The sequence below is a fragment of the Sandaracinaceae bacterium genome, assembly GCA_020633055.1.
GTDB lineage: Bacteria > Myxococcota_A > Polyangia > Polyangiales > Houyiibacteriaceae > JADJJE01.
This window is the reverse complement of record JACKEJ010000006.1, coordinates 106951-127719: the sequence shown is the minus strand read 5'-3', so window position 1 is coordinate 127719 and position 20769 is coordinate 106951. Positions and strand designations below refer to the sequence as shown.

Below are 20769 nucleotides of genomic sequence, written 5' to 3'. Positions count from 1 at the left end.
TGCGCCGGCAACCGAGGCTCGATTGTCGCACGTGAGGGAGCAGAACCTCGACGGTTCTGCGACCGAAGCGGGCGGCAATCGAGCCTCGGGCTGCAAGCGAGAGGAAGGGAGGGTTCTTCAACGGGCTGCTAGAGGGGGTCGATGTCGCGCACGAACGTGCGCAGCACTCCCGTGAGGCGGTACGCGCCACCCGCGGCGGGCACCCGCACGTCGACATCCAAGACGACCTCGCCTCCGCGCCGAGGACCGAGGCGCACCACACCTACGCGACCCGAGGGTCCCGGGTCCACGGGCACCTCGAGGGTCTCGCGACCACGGGTCGGGGCGTCTGTGGACGCGCGCACGGGAGGGCCGCCCACGAGCGGGAGCAGGCCCACCCGGAGCACGTCGGGGCCCAGCGCCACGTCCCGTAGGGGCTCGTCCTCGAGCGGTCCCAGCCGCACGAGGAACGGGCTCAGCTGGAGCTTCTCGTGGTGTGCGAGCGTGCGGCGCGCAGGGGCCAGCTGCAGCGTCGCGACGCCCTCGTGGCGCTCCACGTAGAGCCCGTGGGTGAGGTCCAACTCGACGCGGAGCTCGGTCGACGGGGTCGCCGCTCGTGGTCCGTCCGCGATGAAGTGACCCACGAGCCGACCATCCACGGGCGGCAGGGCGCGCGGGTCGCGTGGCTCGAGCAGCGGCCCCACGCGCGCCACGGCCGCCTCACACGCGAGTTGCTCCACGCCGAGCTCACGGCACAGCTCGGGGTTGCGCTCGAAGGGGGCACGGCACACCAGAGCGTCCGTCCCAGGCACGGCCGCGCAGCGCGCAGGAGCGCGCGCCGCCCACGCCAGGCACGTCGGGTCGCGGCCCCGATCGAGCCAAGGGGGACAATCGTCGGGGCGGCCATGGCGCACCGCGAGACGTCTCCGGCAGCCCGCCCGCAACGCGGTGGCGGTGAGGGCATCGCACGCAGCGGGGTCGCCCTCGCGCACCGCACGCTGGGAGGCACAGGCGTCGGCCAACGCCTCGCGGTAGCCCAGATCGCTCAGCAGGTCGCGCAGCGCGGTCGGCGTGGAGTCCTCGAGCGCAGCCACGCACGAGGCCTGTTCCGGCGTCTGCTGCGGGACCTCGTGCGCCGCCGCCGCGAGCGTGCCCGCTCCCGCCGCAGCGCGTGGACCCTCCTGCTCCGTGTCTTCGCGCCCCTCCTCGGAGTCGCCCTCCGACTCCCCGGCCGGCTCGTCGCCTCCCGCTTCCCCCGCTGAGGGCGCGCCACAGGCGCCCACCAGCAGCAGTAGCAGCGCGAGAGCGACGCCGCGACCACGGCCCGGCGAGGAGGCACAAGGCTGCGCCGTGACCCTGGTCTCCATCGAGCCGGACGACGAGGAACGCATGTCCGCAACCTGCCACGGAACGCAGGCGACGTCCCTCCGCAACAGGCGGTCGGGGGACGCGGACCTTGCTATGCTCGTGCCCGTGATCTCCGTTTGCCCCACTCGGCAGTCACTGGCGCGTGCCGTCTTGTGCCTGCTGCTCGCGCTGGTGCCAGGCCTCGCGCGCGCTCAGCGCCCTGGGGCGGACCTCCCTCCCCCGCCCGGCGCCGACCTCCCGCCGCCCCCGGGACCAGCGCCGGGGGACGCCGACGTCACACCTGACGGCCCGCCGGGCAACCCAGACGTAGGCGCCCCGATACCCGGAGGCGACCCGGCCCAGCTGCCCGCCCCCCCCAGCCCCGCGACGGCAAGCGAGGCGCGCACGGCCATGGTCATCGACGCGGCCACGCGAGGGATCGACCCCCGCGTCGGTCAGCACGTCACACACGTCATGCGGCAGACGCTCACCGCGCTGGGCTACTCCGTGATCGACGCCGCGGCGACCGTCGGCGCAGCGCAGCACGCCCGCATGACCTACCCCCCCGCGCCCGCCGACCTATGGCGCGTGACGCTCAGCGCAGGCGTGGACCGAACCGCGTTCGCGCGCGTGTGGGCCGACGGCGGCCGATACATCTTCGAGCTCACCGTGGCCAGCGCCGACGGAACGGGCCCGTTCTTCGCGCGGGGGAGCTCAGGCGCCGAGGACCTCTACCCCGTGGTGGAGCAGCTCACGCGGCAGGCCGTGCCACCTCCGACCGTGTGGGACGCCGCTGGAGCCGCTCGCTATCGTGGCGCGGCAACCGGGGCCGTGGCCGCCAGCGCCCAGCCCTCGGCAGCCCAGTCACCGCACACCAGCCAGCTGGCTGCCCCCACACCCGGGTTGGTCCTGGGGCCCGTCACGGGAGCGCCCTTCATCCGCCCGCTCTCTCCACGTGAGACACGTGACATGGACGCCCCCGGACGCCGCTTCCAGTTGGCGCTCTACTCCGTCAGCGCCATCGGAGCTGACGGAAATGGCTTCTACAATCACTTGATCGAGCTCAGCCTGGGCGCGCGCTTGCGGCGTGACATCATCCTCTCGCTGCAGCTTGGCTACGCGAACCTGAATGGACGCGAGCAGCGCGAGCACAACCTCCTGCCGATGCTCGTGGTGGAGAAGCGCCTGCGCCTATCGCCAGGCCTCGACCTGAGCATCCCCATCAAGGGCGCCGTGGGGTTCCTGCCGTTCAACGGTCCCGTGCTGCGCGTGTCCGCAGGTCTGGCCTACGCGCTGGGAGAGCGGGTCGAGATCACCGCGGACCTACTCTGTCCGAGCTTCTGGCTGATCGATGACAGCGTGTTCGTGTCCATGAACCTCTCGCTGGGCCTCATCGTGCGCCTCTGACGCGGCCCGTCCGTGGCCCCGCGGCGAGCGCACAGGCGACGCGTCGGCGCGCGTGCTCGCTGGAACGCGGCCCGTCTACAGCTTGCCAAGCAGCGCGCGGAGGCGCAGCGCGGGGACCATGAGCACCGCCTCGGCCACGATGCGCCGCGACATCTTGCTGTGCCCGGCGCGCCGGTCGACGAAGATGATCGGCACCTCGCGCACGGTGCAGCCAGCCAGCGCCGCGCGGTAGGTCAGCTCGATCTGGAACGAGTACCCATTGCTCGAGACGCTCTCGAGCGCGAGCTTCTCCAGCACGGCGCGCCGGAACGCCTTGTACCCGCTGGTGAGGTCCTGCACTGGCAGACCCAGCCAGGTGCGGCTGTAGAGGCTGCCGCCCTTGCTGAGCACGTGGCGCCCCAGGCCCCAGCCCTCGACGCCTCCGCCGGGCACGTTCCGGCTGCCGATGACGAGATCCGCGCCATCGGCCAGCGCGTCCAGGAAGTCCGGCAGGTAGCGCGGATCGTGGCTGAGGTCCGTGTCCATCTCGAAGAACACGTCGAAGCCCTCGGCGAGCCCCCAGCGGAACCCATCCAGGTATGCGGTGCCCAGGCCCAGCTTGCCGGGCCGATGCAGCACCTGAACGCGCTCGTCGTCTGCGGCCAGCTCCTCGGCCAGATCCCCGGTACCGTCCGGGGACGCGTCGTCCACCACCAACACGTGCGCGCGCGGCAAGACCTCGAACACCCCCGCCAAGAAGCGCGCCAGGTTCTCGCGCTCGTTGTAGGTGGGCGTCACGATCAGGACGCGCTCTGCGCTCATTCGGGCTCGCCCTTGAGGTACGTGTAGCCGCGCAAGCTGCGGTCGTAGTGCGCCATGAACGCGCGCAGCTGGTCGAGGCTCATGCGGCCCGCGTTGAGCGCGCGCTCGGCCTGCTTGCGGACGCGCTCGATCATCTCCTCCGGGTCGTACTGCAAGTAGCGCAGCACGTCGGTGATGGCGTCGCCCTTGATGACGTTGGACACGCTGTAGCCGTAGTCCTCGACGCGCACGTGGACCGCGTTGGTGTCGCCGAAGAGGTTGTGCAGGTCGCCCAGGATCTCCTGGTAGGCGCCGCCCAGGAACATGGCCATCAGGTAGCGCTCCCCCGCGCGCACGGGGTGCACGTCGAGCGCCGCCTGCACCTCCTCGATGTCGATGAAGGCGTCGACGATGCCGTCGCTGTCGCAGGTGAGGTCCGCCAGGCGCGCCTTCACGGTGGGGCGCTCGTCCAGGCGATGGATGGGGATGAACGGGAACAGCTGCTCCATGGCCCAGATGTCCGGCGCGCTCTGGAAGATGGAGAAGTTGCAGTAGTAGATGCTGCCCAGGAACTCGTCGAGCTGCTGCAGCTCCTCGGGCACCTGCTTGAGCCGCGGGACGCACGCGCGGATCTTCTCGGCGCAGTTCCAGAACAGGCGCTCGGCCCGCGCCAGCTCGCGCAGCCCCAGGTAGCCGAACTTGAACAAGCTGCGGCTCTCCTCGAGCGCGGTCTGCGCGTCGTGCCAGGCCTCCTGCACGTTCTTGGGCTGGATGCCCTGCCACGTGTCGTAGAACTCGCGGATGACGCGGTGGCAGCCCTCGGGCGGCGGCTCCGGCTGACCGAAGCCGAGCTGGTCCACGCCCAGCGCATCGAACACGAGCACCGACTGGTAGGCCGCCACGGCGCGCCCGCTCTCGCTGACGATGGTCGGGTGTGCCACGCCGGACTTCTCGCACGCGTCCTGCACGGCGGCGACGACGTCGTAGGCATACTCCTGCACGCCGTAGTTCATGGACGCGCGGAAGTCGGTGCGGCTGCCGTCGTAGTCCACGGCGAGACCGCCGCCCACGTCGATGTAGCCCATCTTGCAGCCGAGCTTGACCAGCTCGGTGTACATCTGGGCCGCCTCGCGCATGGCGTTCTTGACGGGCACGATGCTGCTGACCTGGCTGCCGATGTGGAAGTGCAGCAGGCGCAGGCAGTCGAGCATGTCGCGCTCGGCCAAGCGGTCGACCACCTCGACCATCTCGGCCGTGGTGAGCCCGAACTTGGCCTTGTCGCCTGCGGACGACGACCAGCGCCCCATGCCCTTGCTGCTGAGCTTGGCGCGCACGCCGAGCGTCGGACGGATACCCAGATCCTCGAACGCCCGGAACACGATGTCGAGCTCTTCGATGCGCTCGAGCACGACCACGACCGTGTTGTCGAAGCGCTGCGCGACGAGCGCCGTCTCGATGTAGCCACGGTCCTTGTAGCCGTTGCAGATGATGAAGCCGTCTTCGTCGTCCATCGCGGCGAGGGCGATCAGCAGCTCGGGCTTGCTGCCGGCCTCGAGGCCGTAGCGGTAGGGGCGGCCGGACTCGACGACCTCTTCGATGAGGTGGCGCTGCTGGTTGACCTTGATGGGGAAGACGCCGCGGTAGACGCCATCGAACTCGTACTCGTCGATGGCCTTCTTGAAGCACTCGTTGATGAGCCGGATGCGGTCCTCGAGGATGCCCGGGAAGCGGATGAGCAGCGGCAGGTCGAGTCCGCGCGCCCCCAGCTGCACCGTCAGCTCGTAGAGGTCGACGCCCGCCTCCTTGCGCGGGTCGGGCGTGACGCAGACGTGCCCAGCTTCGTTGATGTCGAAGTAGGGTTTGCCCCAGCCACCGATCTGATACAGCTCGGCGCTCTTCTGGACGCTCCAGGCGTCGGGGGGTGGGATGGTTCCATCGATGGGGTCGTCTGCCATGGCGATGCGCGGATCTAGCACAGGAAGACGCGCGAATCTGCCCCGGAGCATTCCCCTCTCGCTTTTGTCGCCACTGATCCTATATCCGACCGTACCTTTTCACCGAGACGCCCCAATGGACACCGAGAACCCTTTCCGAGGCACCGCGCCGATCGAACTCCGCGCCACCCCCCCGCAACTCCTCACCGAGCGCGTGGGCGTGGGGCGCGTGCTGCTGCGCCTGCTGGCGACCTGGTGGATCCTCGGGCTCGCGTTCTGGGCCTGGGTGGCCGATCGGCTGTTCATCCGCCGCGTGTTCTACCTGTTCGTGCCGCGCCGCTACGAGCCGCTGCCCTGGACGCGCGCCCTGCGCCTCGCGTTCGAGCGCCTCGGGCCCACGTACATCAAGTTCGGCCAGGTCATCGCCAGCAGCAAGGGGCTCTTCCCCGAGGCCTTGTGCGAAGAGATGCGCGCCGTGCTCGACGACGTGCCGCCCGAGCCCTTCGAGCGCACCCGCAGGACCATCGAGGAGATGTTCGACGCGCCGCTCGCGACGCTCTTCGACCGCTTCGAGGAGGCGCCGATGGCGGCCGCGAGCATCGCGCAGGTCCACGGGGCCACGCTCCCCGACGGAACGGACGTCGTCGTGAAGGTGCAGCGGCCGAACCTGCCGTTGCGCGTCGGCGCCGACCTGCGCGTCATGGGCGCCGCCGCCCGCTTCGCCGAGCGCGTGTCGCACGAGGCGCGGCTCGGGAACCTGTCGGGCATCGTCGGGGACTTCGCGGAGACGCTCACTCAGGAGATGGACTTCCGCCTCGAGGGGCTGAACATGGACGAGTTCAACGCCATCTTCGACTCGCAGCCCGACAAGCACGTGTGCGCGCCGCGTGTGTACTGGGAGCGCACGCGCACGCACGCGCTCACCATGGAGCGCTTCGTCGGGTGCCGTGTGGACGACGTCGAGCGCATGAAGACGCTCGACGACCCCGAGGCCGAGCTGGTGCGCGGGGTACTCGCGTGGACCGAGACTCTGCTGCGCAACGGCATGTTCCACGGCGACGTGCACGCGGGGAACCTCATGTATCTCGACGACGGGCGCATCGGCTTCCTCGACTTCGGCATCGTCGGGCGCTTCGACCAGACCACACGCGAGCAGTCGATGGAGTTCCTGTTGTGCCTGGCGATGAGCAACTACAAGCGCTTCGCCGAGATCGTGATCGACATGTCCAAGGGCAGCATCGACGGGCGCGAGCTGGACGTGGACGAGGTGGCCGAGGACCTGCGCGCCGCTTACGGGCCGCTCACGAACATGACCATGGCCGAGATCGAGTACGGCGAGGTGCTCCCGAACATCCAGCGCACGGGCATGAAGCACGGGCTGCGGTTCCCGAAAGAGTTCGTGCTCATCACGAAGCAGTTCCTGTACTTCGACCGCTACGCGCGCCTGCTGGCGCCGAACCTGAACATGTTCCAGGACCCGCGCATCGCCATGCAGATCATGCAGCTCCTGCCGCAGCTCCAAGCGGCACAGAGCGGCCCTAGCGCCACCGTCTGAGTGGCGCCCTCAGGTGCCGTTGGCGGCGCCCTCGACCGGCAGCAGCCGCTCGATCGTCGCGGCCAGCTCCCCAAGGTCGAACCCCCTCGGCAGCGCGGCGTCCACCCCGTCGACGACGCATGGATGATCGTCCGGGACGAGAGCGATGACCCGCGTCGCGCGCCCCGCCGCGCGCAGCGCCACGGCGTCGGACGAGGGGACCTGGGTCATGTCGACGACCACGACGTCATAGCGCTCCTCGCTCGCCTGGAGCGCCGACGCCGTCGTGTGACTGACGGTCGCCCCCACGGCCGCCAACGCCCGCTCGAGGAACAGCACGTCACACAGCAGGGCGATCCGAAAGCCGGCGAGTGGCTGCTTGCGCACCACGCCGCTGATGGCACCGCTCGCCTCCGCCGCCTCGCTCGGAGACAGCTGCGCACCTGGGAGCGTGACTGTGAAGGAGGTGCCACCACGCCTCGGCGTGGTCAGCTCGATCTGCCCGCCGAGGCGCTGCACCTCGGCATGCACCAACGAGAGCCCGAGGCCGCGCCCCTCGTCCTTCGTGGAGAAGTGGGCCTCGAACACGCGCTCCCGCAACGAGGCGGGGAGACCACCGCCACGGTCCTCGACGGCGAGGCGCAGGCTCCCGCTCCGATGCTGTGCGGAGACCGTGACCAGTGCGCCTTTCGGCGAAGCCTCGATGGCGTTCTTGAGCAAGTTCCAGACGATCAGCCGGAGGCTCGCGACCGCCACCACGGACATCAGCCCCGGCTCGATGTGCGACTCGACGGCCACCCGCTGCTGCTCTGCGAATGGCGCGAGATCGTCGACCATCTCGCCGATGTCCCGAGACACCTCCCGCGACCCGACGCGCAGCCCGCTTACGGTCGACGGTGCGGTCCCCGCAGAGTCCGCGAGCTTGCGGATGCGGGCCAGCGCCTGGAGCGCCGCGGTCGCCGTGCCCTGCCCCTCCGCTCGCGCGGCCAACGCTGCGATGGCCGTCATGGCGTTCGAGAGCTCGTGCCGCAAGCCCGCGACCTCGTCCGGCGGCGGTGCGCTCGAGCGAGACACGAAGCGATCGGGGACGACCACCACGTCCACGAGGTCGTCCCCCCTCGCGTCGAAGACCCCTTCGACGTCTTGCCGCGCGACTCCAGCGACGGCCGCGTCGAAGCCCGCGAGCGCGACGGCGCCCGGGTCGGCCACTTCGGCGACGTCGCGAAGGGCCTGGAGCGCGACACGCTTCTGGTGGGGGTCATCCATGGGGGGGACCCGAGGGTATTCGCAAACGGCGCGGAGATCTAGTTGGTGGCGCGCTCAGCACGCCACCGGAGGACGCGCCTGGGCCACGCGCCTTCCGGATCGGCGCGACGCCCCGAGAGGATCTGCTTGGCGAACGGGGTCACCACCTTGGCGAGCCCCTCGGGCGCGTGCTCGGGCACGCCGCTCAAGGTGACGCTGCCATCGGCCAGCCGCAGCTCGGCGTCGCACTCGTGTGCGCCGTCTGGAGTGAAGTAGGTGACGCGATAGCGCGCGCCCGCGTCCATGGTGGCGCGCAGTTCGAAGCGCACACGTGCGCCGTTCTCGGGGTGCGTGTTCATGGGGCTCTCGGAGGCGTCGTGGTGGTCAGCGTGGCCGCGCGCGGTGAGGCACCGCCACCGTGGGCTGCCGCCGACTGGGGGCTCGGTGAGGGTGTCCCTGGTGCCATGGTGGGCGCGGCAGCGGGCGCGGCGGGTGACGCTCCCGGCGCGGCGGGTCGGGCGGAGGGCGCCGGCCCGGCGGGTGTGGTCGTCTGATCGTCCTCGCCGGAGATCAAGCCCTCGGCCGCCTCGTCGGCAGCGTCGCCTACGGCTGGGCCGCCGACGATGCCCTCGGTCCCGGGTTCGACCGTGCCCTCGAGCGGCACCGGCATCTCACGCGGCGTGATGTTCCCATGCCTGTCCACGGTGACCCACTGCCCGTCTGGCATCACGTACGCGCCGACCTCGGGGTCGTACTTGGGGATCTCGTGCTCGATGGGGGTCAGCTGCGCGCCCAGGACGCGTCCCTCGAGGACATTCACCGGCAGCGGTCGCTCCAAGCGGAATACGTAGCCGCCCGCGTCGATGGCCATCGGGTAGCTGCGACCGTCGAACTCGATGTTGCGCCGGAAGCCGAGCACCTGCTGCCCACGACGGCTGTGCGGGCGGTGGCGCAGCACGAAGGACATCAGGCGGACGGCGATGTGGTTGTGGAGACGATGGCAGCCGTGACTGTGCCGCCGCATGATGCTCATGTAGTCGACCGAGCCGTGCATGCGGATGCCTTGGTCGCCGCCCAGCCGGATGTTTCCTTCAGGGTCTTCGGAGTACAGCTGGTGGTAGGCGGCCACCAGGCCGTAGGCCGACGCATAGCTGGGCCCCGTCTCGTCGTAGTTCACCTCGAAGCGCCCGCCGCCCGCGGGCACGAGCAGACCGCGCGGGGGCGACGAGTCCGGGGGCAGCCAGACCGGAGAGGCGATGATCCGGCTCCACACGCGCGGGCCCGCGGGCGAGTTCTTGTACCGCCACATCAGGCGCCCGCCGACGTTGTCGCTGCGCCAGCCGCCCACGGTTGTCCCGAAGCGCGCCAGGGCGATCCGCTGGCCTCGGTACTGCGCGTAGATGGTGGTGTGGGGACGCCGCGACACCGGCTGCGCGCGCTCACGCCCCTCGGCGTCGTAGGGGAACTCGTACCACACGTCCCCGCGATCGACCTCCACCGAGAGGTCGATGTCGCTCGAGTAGTACTCCGGCAGCTCGATGGCCGGCACCGCCACCAGCTGCCGTCCGCCGAGATCTCCGAGGCTGTCGAGCCACGCGCCCACGTCCTCCGCGGTCGCGAGGCCGAAGGACGCGACGACGCGTGCTTCCAGCTCCGCGACGAGGTTGCGCACCGCATGACGCTGCCCGTCGGCGCCCAGGAAGCGCGTCTCGCTAGGGTGCGCCTCGGCGGCGCTGCCGTCTTCGATGACCCCTGCGGCGTGGACGGCCCGCTCGGTCAGCACACGGAGCACGGCGTCACGCTCGTTCTCGAGTGGGGTCTTGCGCAGCGCGTCGAGCGTCTCACGACCGATGAAGCCCCAGCCGTAGATTCGGTGCCGCCGCTCGAACTCGGCCAGCGCCTCGTGCGTGGCCCAGTCCATGGCCCCGCGGATGAACGTGCCCTTGTCCTCGAAGTGCCCCTCGCACTGCAGGCGCCGCTGCACCGCGTCGATCACGACGTACTCTGCGTGCCGCTCGCGGTACTCGTTCAGGCGACGGCGGTCGGCGCCGCCGAGCGCGCTGGGGTCGAGCGCGTCCAACGTGACGCCGGAGCGCCGCGCGAGCGCGGTGAGCTCGGTCTCGAGCGCGGCGTGGCGCCGCGACTGATTGCGTGCGGTGCTGTTGCTGTCGTAGGCGATGAACCCCTCGAAGGCACGCAGCGGCTCGTAGTCGATGTCCGCCGCGCACGACAGGGCGCGCGTGGCCACGTTGCGCTGGCGCAGGAGCCCGAGCGTGGGCGGGATGCCGTACAGCTCCAGGTACTTGTCGCGGGAGGCGCGCCGCCCATGGTGGTCGTCCGGGTGTTCCCCGCGTGCGAGCGCCAGATAGGTGCTGCGGTAGGCGTTGGGGATGGGCGTCTGCCCCTCGACGTCCACCTCGGTGAACAGATACGGGGTCCAGTCATCGCCCAGATCGACGAGCAGGTAGCCTTGCTCGGCGGCGCGATCGCGCTCGATGGGCTCCTGCCGAGACCCTTCCGTCCACACCGGGACGGGATGCAGCAGCACGGGGGGTGGCGGTGGCGTGGGGGGCTCCACGGGCTCGGGCGTCGCCTCGGCGACTTCGACGGGCGCGGGGGCCACGGGCGGCGCCACCGGGTCCTCGCAGCCCGGGAGCGCCGCGAATGCGATCAACGGCAGGGCGCAGGTGAGGGCAGAGAGCGATCGGCGGCGGTTCAGCACGCTCATTAGATGGGCCATGGCGCGCAGCTCCGCAAGTTTCGGGCCGACGGAGAAGTCCCAAGATCACACGACGAATTGGGTCGCGACCACGATCGTTCGGGACGCGGGCACGCGCTCACCGTGTCTCCGGTGACACGCTGTGGAGGCCAGCCCAATCCCGCTCCGGGAAGTCCGCGCCGTCGCAGTCGCCGACCGCGGAACGAGACGTGGGACCACAGCTGGTATCCGCGACGAACGACCTCTGGCCGCGCGGCTCAGCCCGGGAGGACCGTCAACCGCCTCGCGAAGCGCTTCTTTGGAGCGAGCGCTGTCCCTTCGGGGGCCGCTGCAGGGCGCGGTGCGCCGCGGACCATCGCGCCACTCTCCCACTCGAGCGGGGCGAACTCGGAGAAGCCGTAGATGTCCGTGTAGCCGCCCCAAACACCTTCGCAGACGTCGCGCATGGAGCAGCGCTCACAGCTGGGGGCCTGGTGCTTGAGGTCGGCGCGCTTGCGATCTTGCCAGTTGAAGCGCGCGCGCCCGTGTTCGATGGCGGACACGCCCTCGCGACGCGCTGCGTTGTCCGTTCCGCCCCCGTCGGCGCGCACGGAGCAATCCGTGCTGAGGTCGCGATAGACATCCCCGCAGTACTTGGTGAGCAGCCGACGGCTGCGCAGGAGCTCCTCGGGGAGCACGCACATCGGGACGCCGCCGAACGTGAAGGTCTTCTTGAAGTGGAACTCGTTCAGGAGGACGGCCTTCGTCAGCACCGGAACGACGTCGGAGTAGGTCGGCGTGAGGTCGGGGTTGCCTTCGGCGTAGCCCTCCGGGCGGACGAAGTTCACCCGGAGATCGTCGAGCTTCATCGTGTCGAAGAAGAACTTCATCATCTTCGGGAGGACACGGTAGTTCCAGCCGTTGAGGACGATGTTCACCGAAACCCCATCGGCGAGGTGCCCCTGCGCCTTGCGGGCGAGGAGGTTCCGGATGGCGGTGCACTTCTTCTCGAAACCGCCGGGCACCATCGTGAGCTTGTCTTCGAGGGCGGCCGTGTGGCCGTGCATCGAGATGGTCGTGCGGGTCAGCCCAGCGTCGATGAGCTTGTCGAGGAACGCTTCACGTCGCAGCATCATCGCGTTCGTCGCCAGCGCGATGCGCGTGAACCCGATGCGATGGGCGTGCGCGACCGACTCGACGATCCACGGATACGTGGTGGGCTCACCTCCCAGGAATCCGACGGACAAGTGCCCCTCCGCACGGTAGCGGTCGAGCTCCGCCAGCATGTCCTCGAAGGGCATGAACGCCTTGTCCTCCTTGGTGGGCATGCCGTCCAAGCAGAACACGCACTTGTTGTTGCACGTCTTGCCGATGTTGATCTCGACGTTGCGCCGAGGGTCGCGAAACGGGCTGACGGGCTGATTTCCCTCGCGCGGCTGGGGGACGTAGACGGGCGCCGAGCTCATGACACACGCTCCGGACGAAGGACCGCCGTCGAGAAGCACTCGGCGTAGCGATCGTAGACTCCCATGCAGACGGTGTTCCACGCGCAGCCAGAGCACTCTGGAGCGTGCACGCGCTTGCGGTCGGGCGTCCAGTTGTAGAAGCCCTTGAACGCCACCTTGCCGGGCTCGTCGCCCCACTCCACGGTGACGCGCGGGTCCCAGTGGAGATCGTTGGACAGCATGCGATGGGGTCCCAAGAGGCACATCGGCACCCCGAAGAAGCGCACCGTCATGTCGCCAGCGACGTCGGGGATGCGGGGCAGGATCTCCGCCAGCTGCTCGAGCCGCACCGTGAGCCGCTCGTAGTCGTCGAAGCCGAGCCCCTCTGGCGTGAGGTTCGAGACGACCAGTAGCTTGGCCCCGTGGTCGCGTGCCATGCGGACCGTCTCGGGCAACCGCTCCACGTTGAGCTGCGTGATGACGCTGTTCACGTACGCGTTGAAGTCCGGGTTGACGCGCCGTGCTTGCGCCAACGCGCCTGTCACGCGCTCGAAGCTCCCCTCTCTCCGGGTCATCGCGTCGTGTGTCTGCGCGTCCGGGCCGTGGATGGAGAAGAGGGCCTCGTCCAGGAAGGGCACGGCGCGGTCCGCGAAGTCGGGGCGCGCGAGCATGGTGCCGATCGTGCCCACCGACGTCCGCATCCCGAGCTTCTTGGCGAGCTGCAGCGTGCGGACGAAGTCTGGGTGGATCGTCGGCTCCCCCCCTGTGAGGTGGACGCGCTTGACCCCTCGCTCCGCGTTTTGGCGCAGCACGGTGGCGACGCGCCCCCACGTCACGGGGAACTGCTTGTAGCGCTGCATGCGGTGCTCTTCCGAGCAGAACACACAGCGCTCTGGGCAGGTGTACGTGAGATGCAGCTCGAGCCACTCCGTGGGCTTGCCGTTGGGGCCGATCCACGGAGTCTCGTGCAGCTCGGCGAGCGAGTCGCTGGCGTGACGGGTAGGAACGGCGGAAAGCACGGGCAGGGAGGTCATGCGGGAGCTCAGGCGACGCGACGCTTGCTCGCGCGCTGCGTCAGGTAGGAAGGATACAGGCCCCGACAGAAGCGTGACAACTCGTGATCGGCGCGTCGGGTGGCCTCCATGACGCCCGCTGGAAGGGCCCGCTCGAGCAGCGCATTGACCTCGGCGCCCTTCTCGGCGAGAGCCTCGGGGGTCGGTGGGTCGTCCAATGAGCCGAGACGAGTCTGCTCGAGGAGACCTTCGAGAGCTCCGCTCAGGCCCACGTTCGATGGATGGATGGTGCGATCCGAGTCGACCACCAACCCGCTGTTGAAGAAGGTGGTAGGGACATACGTGAAGAGATTGCGGACGTAGAGGGAACCCCCGTCCGCCCACGTTCCGCGGACGTCGGACGCGATGGCGTCGAATGCAGCGCGCAGCTGCACCAGCTGCTCCTCCTTCCAGGGGATGTAGTAGCCCGGGAGGAAGTTGAAGCGCCAGAACCCCAGATCTCGCAAGTGTCGGAAGTTCTGGTGGGCGCGCTTGGCGGTCGCCGGGGCGATCGTCTGAGTGACGACGACGCGCGGGACAGCGCGCAGCTTCGGGAGCAGGCCGACGACGTGGTCGTAGCTGTCTCCTGCTTGCGGGAGCGCGCGTCTCAGCCGGCGATGGTCGTCGGGCAGGCCGTCCATGCTGATGGTTAGGACACCCTTCGGGTACGCGCGCAGATAGTCCAGCCACTCGTCGTCGAGCCCGAGCCCGTTTGTGGACAGGTAGACGCGACGTACCTCTGGGCGGACGCGCGCCGCCTCCATCGCGGCGCGGACGACCTGCGGAACGAGCAGTGGCTCTCCGCCGAACAGCTTGATGTCTCCGCCACCGAAGCGTCGCACGAACAAGTCGACCGCCGCCTCGGCGTCCAATGCCGAGAGCGACGGCCAACCATCTTTCGCGGTAGGACAGTAGCTGCAGCGGAGGTTGCACTCACGGGTGACCGTGAGCACCAGGCTGCTCACCACTGTCCGTGCGAGCCGTGCGAGCCGTGCGAGCCGTGAGAGCCATGCGAACCGTGCGAGCCGTGTGATCCGTGCGACGCGTGGCTGCAGTGCTGAGCGAGGAGCAGACCCTCGTTGGCGGGGTCGTCCATCAGACGGTCCGCCTCGAGGAGCAGGTCGGCGTCGCGCGCCGGCGCGGAAGCGCTGGCCCACTCACGTGGCTGGAGGAAGGCCGCTGGATCCCGCTTCGCGGAAGGAAACGGGCTCGACGAGGCCAGACCACGGCCACGCTGAGGTGCCGTCTCGGACCGTGTCAGGGGGAGTTGACGCTTGTCGTTCTTGTTCTCTGGATTCTCAGCCATGGCTCACCTCAGACTCTGCACGATTGGGCATCCTCACGTGGACGCCGCATCGTCCAACGTCGGAGAATTTTCTCGATCTGGCCATCCTTGTCGTTGACCAGCTTCTCGAAGAGCAACGAAGAGATTGTATAGTGCTCTTTGCACTTTGGCGAGCGCGGACGCTGACCGAAGAGGTCGCCACTCTGCATGTAGTTGTGCATGGGGCACACTCCGCAGAACGGCTTGTTCCAGCAGGTGTCACAGCTGGGGAGCGTGTCCTGCAAGGAGGCCACCGCCATCGCCTTGACGGTTGGGTGCTGGAGCATCTCCACGTAGCTGGTTTCACCGAGGGTCCCGATCTGGAAGAGATCGCTGCCCATCGCGGACACCATGCGACCTTCGTCGCACGTGAAGATCTTGCCATCGTAGTTGTACGCGACCTGCCCCGTACCGGCGCCACACGGCGACCGGATGTCGACGAAGTTCGGGTCGTCCGGCGTCATCATCTTCATGAGGAAGGTGGAGGCCGTGCCCTCGCAGATCTCGACGCCCTGCTTGTTCAGCTCGATGATGTAGTCGAGCGTCCGGGCGTAGAAGTCGAGGTACTCCTCCGACGTGTAGCCGATGGCCTTCCACGTCCCCACCGCAAAGCCGTAGGGGTTGAGAGGTCGCAGGTGGATCGAGCGCAGCCCGCGCTCGACGTACAGGTCGACGATCTCCTTCCAGTGCTCGATCGACTTGCGCGTGGTCGTCATGAGCGCGTCCACGTGGAACACGTTGGGGTCGAGCCCCTTCTCGATGTAGCGCTGGTTGAAGTAGTCCATCCAGCGGATCACGTTCTCGTACGCGTTGTTCTCCGACTTCCAGCGGCGGTTGTGGTTATGCACCTCTTCCGGGCCGTCCAGGCTGGTGCAGATGAGCACACCGTTGTCGATGAGCCACTCGGCGTTCTCCTCGTTCATGTAGGTCATGTTCGTGACCAGGGCATGATCGAGGATCTTGTTCTCGTACTTGTTCTTCTCGCGGCTGTACTCGACGATGAACTTGATGACGGGCATGTTGACCGTCGGCTCGCCGCCTTGGAATTCGAAGTTGATGTACTTCGACGAGCTCTGCATGGCCTGGTCCACGACCTGCTTGGCCGTCTCGAGTGTCATGTCGGTCTCGACCTCGTGCATGTCGGTGCGGGAGGCGTGACAGTACTGGCAGCTCTGATTGCAGCGCAGCGTCGTGATGCAGATGTGGAGATGAGGCCCGACACCCACGAACTGCTTCTTGCGGCCGACTCGCTGAGCGAGCGCCTCGATGTTCATGCCATCGCGGACGAACCCCTTCTCGACGAGCGCCTCGTAGTCGGCGTGGCCAACCGGCAGCGCGCCGCCGACGAAGAGCGAGAAGTCGTCCTTCGAGAGGAAGTGCCATTGACCCGCGTCGTTGGTGAGCAACATGCGCCCGGCGACCTCGCCAAAACGGAAATAGGCGAGAGCGCTGGGGTTCGACTGGACGACGGGAAGTGAGAGAGTGTGGCGCATGAAAGGAGGGTCAGACTTCGGCGAGGCGCCGATGCTCGATGGTTCCGGCGAGCGCGTGGTTGCAGAACTCGTCCGCGATGGCGTCCTCGACGTCCTCACGTACATTGGCGAAGCGGACGACAATGGCGGCGGCGCCCTCGGGGGCATCGACCGTGACGTCCGCGAGGGCGGCGAACGCCTCGGCCGAGGCGTCGATGGCGGAGCGTACGTAGAGATCCGTGGAGAACGTCAGTTCGGCCTCAAGAGGCATCGGCCTTCTCCCACGGGACCTCGACCTCGAGGTTGTCCTCGGCGAGCTCCTCGTCGTCCAGCTCGGCCAGCAAGCTGTCGAGGGTGCTCTGGCCCGAGGAGTGGAAGGCACGCGCCATGTAGTATTCGCGGATCCGCGCGGTGGAGACCCCGATTCGGTGCCGGAGGACCTGATTGAGGAGCTCGTTTGCGAACTCCCCCGCCAGACCCACCAGCTGGTCCTCGGACGCGTCGCCGCGCGTGCGCAGCCGAACGCCGATGCGCATGTCGCCGGGCCGGGTCAGGAAGACGAAGCAACGATCGATGAACAGGTAGGCGCTGCCGAAGACGGCGTCGGGCGGATAAATAGTCTCGTCGATTTCAAAGCGAATTTCGCGAGGCCCCGTTTCGAACTCAAACTGAGCAGTGGTCTCGCTGGCCGAAGCTTCTGTCACGTGATCTGATCCCATCCGTACTGCGCAATCCGCGCATCATGTCGCATGAAGCCCGCGCGGGAGACCTGCGCCTCCTGCGCCTCGGCGCGGCGCGCCAACGCGAGCAGGGACACCCCCAACGCCTCGTTCGTCTGGACGCCACCGTCGGCAGCGTTCATGAGCACGAAGTCGAAGTGACGGCTGGCGGCGACGCCGATCGCCGCGCCGCGACGCAGGCAGATGTGCACGTCGCACTCAGCGCCCGTGGCGTGCTCGACGCGGAGCGTGGATGCACCCAGGCGCACCTCGGACAGGCTCTTGATGCGCCACCCGTTGCCGATCGACGACCCCGCCTGCAGGGGCGCGACCAGCGCCCACGGCGCAGGAGCGACCGCTCCAGCGGTGGCGCCGGACGTGCGCGCCGCACCCGCCGCGGCGGTCGCAGAGCCATGGGGCGCCGCGTCTTGACCGCTGAGAAGTCGCAGGCCGACCGCGGCACCAACCGCAGCCACGCCAGTTTGAGTCATCCAATCTCGCCGAGTCGTCATCGTCGACCTCTCAATCCTGTAGCTAGACCTACACACGCGGCCACGAGAGCAGCGAATGAGAACTCAACGATACCGTGGTCAGCGGGACCGCCGCAAGTCCTTTTCCAGAGTTTGCACAGCTGTGAAGGCGAACCATACGGGTGGATGGGGCTCGCGCGCTCGGTCCGTGACCCTTGGACAGCGATGGACCGTTATTGCTACGCTGGCGGCGATGCTCTCCCAGACCCCCGCGAAGACCCGCGCCGAAGACATGCAGAACCGGGAGAAGGTGGCCAACCGTCCCAAGCACTGGGTGCGGGCCGTGACTGCCTGCAACAGCAGGTGCCTCTTCTGTCTCGACATGGACACCCCGCGCAACGTCTTCCTCCCTGTAGAGGAGGTGCGAGCGGAATTGCTGCGGGGTCGTGAGCAGCTGGGGGCCGAGAAGGTCATCATCTCGGGCGGCGAGGCCAGCCTCCACCCCCAGTTCATCGACTTCGTTTCATACGCGAAGGAGATTGGCTACGAGCGCGTCCAGACCGTCACGAATGGCTATCGCTTCGCCGATCCAGGCTATCTCGAGGCGTCCCTGAGCGCCGGTCTCGGCGAGATCACGTACTCCATCCACGGCCACACGGCCCAGCTCCACGACCACCTGACGCAGACCAAGGGCGCGTTTCGGCGGATCACCAAGGCGATCGCAGCGTCGGTGCGCGACGGACGGCCCGTGGTGAACGTCGATGTGTGCATCAACAAACAGAACGTGGGTGATCTCGACAAGTTGGTCGAGCTGTGCATCCAGCTCGGCGTGACCGAGTTCGACCTGCTGCACGTCATTCCGCAGGCGGCCGCGTTCGAGCACCGGGACGTCCTGTTCTACGATCCCATCGAGCACCTCCCGACCCTCCACAAGGTGTTCCGCCTCAACCGCCACCCGCGCTTCGTCGTGTGGACGAACCGCTTCCCCGTGCCGTTCCTCGAGGGACTCGAGGACCTCATCCAGGATCCCCACAAGATGCTGGACGAGATCAACGGGCGGCGCTTTCAGGTGCGGGGCTATCTGGACGCGGGCAAGCCCCTCGACTGCAGGGATCCGGAGCGGTGCCAGCACTGCTTCATCGAGCCCATGTGCAACACCATGGACGAAGTGGTGCAACGTCAGCTCGACGAGGCGTGGGACGTCTGGTGGGTCGGCGCAGACGAAGCGCCCCAAACCCTGCCCTTCGGATGCACGGCGCTCGGGGTCGAGGTCACGGATGCCGAGGCCGCGCGTGCCCTCACCGTGCCAGGCGCCGGCCTGTACGTGCGCACGACGAGTGCGGAGCCGCTCGCCACCTGGGAAGGGCTCGGCGTCCCGGTGACGCTGGTCGCCACGACGCCAGCGCAGGTCGCCGCGTGGGTGACCGACGACACCGCGAGCTCGCCGGTGCGCGTGGTGATCGAGCTACGTGAAGCTCTGCGTGACGCGCTCCTCACGCAGGCCGAGGCGCTCGGGCGCAACGCGAGGCGGGTCCATCTGCATCAGCCGTCTTACGAGCACATGACCGCGGCGCGCGCGAACGACATCGTCGACCTCCACGGGTTCACGGAGACGCTGTCGGCAGCTGCGGGTGAGCTCACGATCAGCGGGCTCCCCGCGTGCCTCGCTCCTGGCTTGCGCGTAACGGACCCGCCGCTGCTGCTGCGCGCCGACCTCTTCGACGCCGACACGGGTCGCCTCGGGATCCGCCGGCTCGCTCGGTACCACGTGGAGGAGCGCTACAGCGCCAAGTCGCTACGCTGTCGTGACTGCCGCATCGAGTCACGCTGTGACGGTGCGCACATCAATCACCTGCGTCATGCCGGGCTCAAGTCGCTTCGCCCGCTGCGCGAAGGCGTGCTGGCCTCACGCGCGGAGGAGCACGCCCTGCGCCGCTACCCGGAGCCTCCGGCGCGACTCGCGAAGGGGGCCCCACCGCTCCCGGCCGCCCCGAGCCTCCCGGGCTTCGCCGCCCCAGAAGGCGCACCGCGCGATCCACTGGCGGTCATCGCGGAAGAGCAGCTGTTGAAGAAGCAGCGCCGCCGTGGGTTGGTCGCCCCCGCGTGATCCGCGCCCACTCACCGCTGCGAACCAGGCCACGCCCTGATAAGCTCTCGAGTTGATGGCGAACATCGGCTACGTCCAAGTGGTCCGGCACTGCAACCACTTCTGCGGCTTCTGCAGCAACCCGACCTCCGCGTACGTGCACACCGAGGAGTCGCTGCGGGCCCTGGTGGACGATCTCGTGCAGCGCGAATACTACGGCGTCGTGTTGACCGGTGGTGAGCCTTCGCTCCACCCCGAGCTGCCGTCGGTCGTGCGCTACGCCAAGTCGCGAGGTCTGCACGTCCGCATGATCACCAATGGGTCACGCATGGCCGACCCCGACTTCGCGGCGCGCATCGCAGACGCCGGCCTGGACCTCGTGCACGTCTCCATCTACTCGGTCCGCCCTGCCGTGGAAGAGGCGCTGCGCGGGATGCCTGGGACGCTGGAAAAGGCCTTCGGCGCCATCGAGCAGGCCATCCGAAACGGCGTCCCGGTGAACGTCAACTGCGTCATCAACAAGCTCAACGCGGATCACCTCGACGAGAACATCGCGTACATCGTGCGCCATCACCCTGGCGTCAGGCACTTCGTCTGGAACAACCTGGACCCGTCGATGGGTCGCGCCGAGGTGAACCAAGACCGCTTCCTCCACCGCATGGCGGATCTGCGCGGGTCGCTGTACCGCGCGCTGCGCCTACTGCACTTGAGTGGTCGAACGTTCCGCGTCGAGCGCGTCCCGCTGTGCTTCATGCCGGAGTTCGGCTGGGCCAGCACGGAGACCCGCAAGATCGTGAAGGGCGAGGAGCGCCTGGTGCACTTCCTGGACGCCAAACAGACCGTCCGGCAGCAGAGCTTCGAACACGTCTATGCGCCCACCTGCCACGAGTGCTCGGTGCGCAACATCTGCGGTGGTCTGTTCGAGCGGGGCGAGGCCTACGACCCGGCAGAACTCCACGCGCTCGACATCCCGCTGCGACCCATCGTCGAGCAGGTCATCACCGACCCGAGCGACCCGAGCTACACATTGCGTGACTACGCCGCGTGGGAGGCTGACTTCGAAGCGCGGCTGGCCGAGCTGCGGGCTCTCCCCAAGCCGGACCCCAACGACGACATGCCGCCGCCGTACATGCGCCCCGAAGGCCCGCCGGTCGGCGTGGTCACCGAGGAGAGCGTGCGGGCGTACGAACGAGGCCTGCGAGCCGCCGAGAAGAAGGCGGCGCGCACAGGTGTCGCCGTCGAGCACGTCCGGACGCAGCTCCCCGTCATCGACTAGC

Annotated in this window: 17 protein-coding genes; 4 read left to right on the top strand and 13 right to left on the bottom strand. The window is 68.4% G+C overall.

What is annotated here, in order from left to right:
- Positions 1-128: 128 nt before the first annotated feature.
- Positions 129-1370 (bottom strand): hypothetical protein, encoded by a 1242-nt coding sequence (locus H6726_09955; protein MCB9657959.1) that lies wholly within the window; start codon positions 1368-1370, stop codon positions 129-131.
- A gap of 82 nt (positions 1371-1452) precedes the next feature.
- On the opposite strand from H6726_09955, the gene H6726_09950 reads away from it, so the two are divergent.
- Positions 1453-2733: a hypothetical protein gene (locus H6726_09950; GenBank protein ID MCB9657958.1), complete on the top strand. Its 1281-nt coding sequence runs from the start codon at positions 1453-1455 to the stop codon at positions 2731-2733.
- Positions 2734-2808: 75 nt separating this feature from the next.
- Here the strand turns inward: H6726_09950 and H6726_09945 are convergent, their stop codons facing one another.
- Together H6726_09945 and speA are read right to left on the bottom strand one after the other, a co-directional pair.
- Positions 2809-3534 (bottom strand): polyprenol monophosphomannose synthase, encoded by a 726-nt coding sequence (locus tag H6726_09945; protein ID MCB9657957.1) that lies wholly within the window; start codon positions 3532-3534, stop codon positions 2809-2811.
- Positions 3531-5468 carry a biosynthetic arginine decarboxylase gene (gene speA, locus H6726_09940; GenBank protein ID MCB9657956.1) on the bottom strand — a complete coding sequence of 646 codons (1938 nt, stop codon included), beginning with the start codon at positions 5466-5468 and terminating at the stop codon, positions 3531-3533. The genes H6726_09945 and speA overlap by 4 nt, the downstream gene beginning before the upstream one ends.
- A 115-nt stretch (positions 5469-5583) precedes the next feature.
- Between speA and H6726_09935 the strand changes: the two genes are divergently transcribed.
- Entirely contained in the window at positions 5584-7002 is a 1419-nt protein-coding gene (locus tag H6726_09935; GenBank protein MCB9657955.1) for an AarF/ABC1/UbiB kinase family protein, read from the top strand.
- Between the two features lie 9 nt (positions 7003-7011).
- Here the strand turns inward: H6726_09935 and H6726_09930 are convergent, their stop codons facing one another.
- From H6726_09930 to H6726_09885, 10 genes are all read right to left on the bottom strand, one after another.
- Positions 7012-8247 carry a hypothetical protein gene (locus tag H6726_09930; protein ID MCB9657954.1) on the bottom strand — a complete coding sequence of 412 codons (1236 nt, stop codon included), beginning with the start codon at positions 8245-8247 and terminating at the stop codon, positions 7012-7014.
- Positions 8248-8285: 38 nt separating this feature from the next.
- Entirely contained in the window at positions 8286-8585 is a 300-nt protein-coding gene (locus H6726_09925) for a hypothetical protein (protein ID MCB9657953.1), read from the bottom strand.
- Positions 8582-10966: a L,D-transpeptidase gene (locus tag H6726_09920; GenBank protein ID MCB9657952.1), complete on the bottom strand. Its 2385-nt coding sequence runs from the start codon at positions 10964-10966 to the stop codon at positions 8582-8584. The genes H6726_09925 and H6726_09920 overlap by 4 nt, the downstream gene beginning before the upstream one ends.
- A 236-nt stretch (positions 10967-11202) precedes the next feature.
- Positions 11203-12390, bottom strand: a complete 1188-nt coding sequence (locus H6726_09915) for a radical SAM protein (GenBank protein MCB9657951.1) — start codon at positions 12388-12390, stop codon at positions 11203-11205.
- The gene (locus tag H6726_09910; protein ID MCB9657950.1) at positions 12387-13403 is read right to left on the bottom strand and encodes a radical SAM protein; all 1017 of its coding nucleotides are present in this window, start codon (positions 13401-13403) and stop codon (positions 12387-12389) included. Before H6726_09910 ends, H6726_09915 begins: the two co-directional genes overlap by 4 nt.
- An 8-nt stretch (positions 13404-13411) precedes the next feature.
- Positions 13412-14386 carry a radical SAM protein gene (locus H6726_09905; GenBank protein ID MCB9657949.1) on the bottom strand — a complete coding sequence of 325 codons (975 nt, stop codon included), beginning with the start codon at positions 14384-14386 and terminating at the stop codon, positions 13412-13414.
- A gap of 349 nt (positions 14387-14735) precedes the next feature.
- Positions 14736-16238, bottom strand: a complete 1503-nt coding sequence (gene hxsB / locus H6726_09900; GenBank protein ID MCB9657948.1) for a His-Xaa-Ser system radical SAM maturase HxsB — start codon at positions 16236-16238, stop codon at positions 14736-14738.
- A gap of 10 nt (positions 16239-16248) precedes the next feature.
- A complete protein-coding gene (locus tag H6726_09895; protein ID MCB9657947.1) occupies positions 16249-16488 on the bottom strand; it encodes a hypothetical protein in 240 nt (79 codons plus the stop codon).
- Complete coding sequence (hxsD, locus tag H6726_09890) at positions 16478-16921, bottom strand: His-Xaa-Ser system protein HxsD (protein MCB9657946.1); 444 nt, start codon at positions 16919-16921, stop codon at positions 16478-16480. Before hxsD ends, H6726_09895 begins: the two co-directional genes overlap by 11 nt.
- The gene (locus tag H6726_09885; GenBank protein MCB9657945.1) at positions 16918-17427 is read right to left on the bottom strand and encodes a hypothetical protein; all 510 of its coding nucleotides are present in this window, start codon (positions 17425-17427) and stop codon (positions 16918-16920) included. The genes hxsD and H6726_09885 overlap by 4 nt, the downstream gene beginning before the upstream one ends.
- 232 nt (positions 17428-17659) lie before the next feature.
- Here H6726_09885 and H6726_09880 point away from each other — a divergent pair, with 232 nt between their 5' ends.
- Together H6726_09880 and H6726_09875 are read left to right on the top strand one after the other, a co-directional pair.
- Positions 17660-19513, top strand: coding sequence for a radical SAM protein (locus tag H6726_09880; protein ID MCB9657944.1), 1854 nt, complete (start codon positions 17660-17662; stop codon positions 19511-19513).
- 55 nt (positions 19514-19568) lie between these two features.
- Entirely contained in the window at positions 19569-20768 is a 1200-nt protein-coding gene (locus tag H6726_09875) for a radical SAM protein (protein ID MCB9657943.1), read from the top strand.
- Position 20769: the final 1 nt, after the last annotated feature.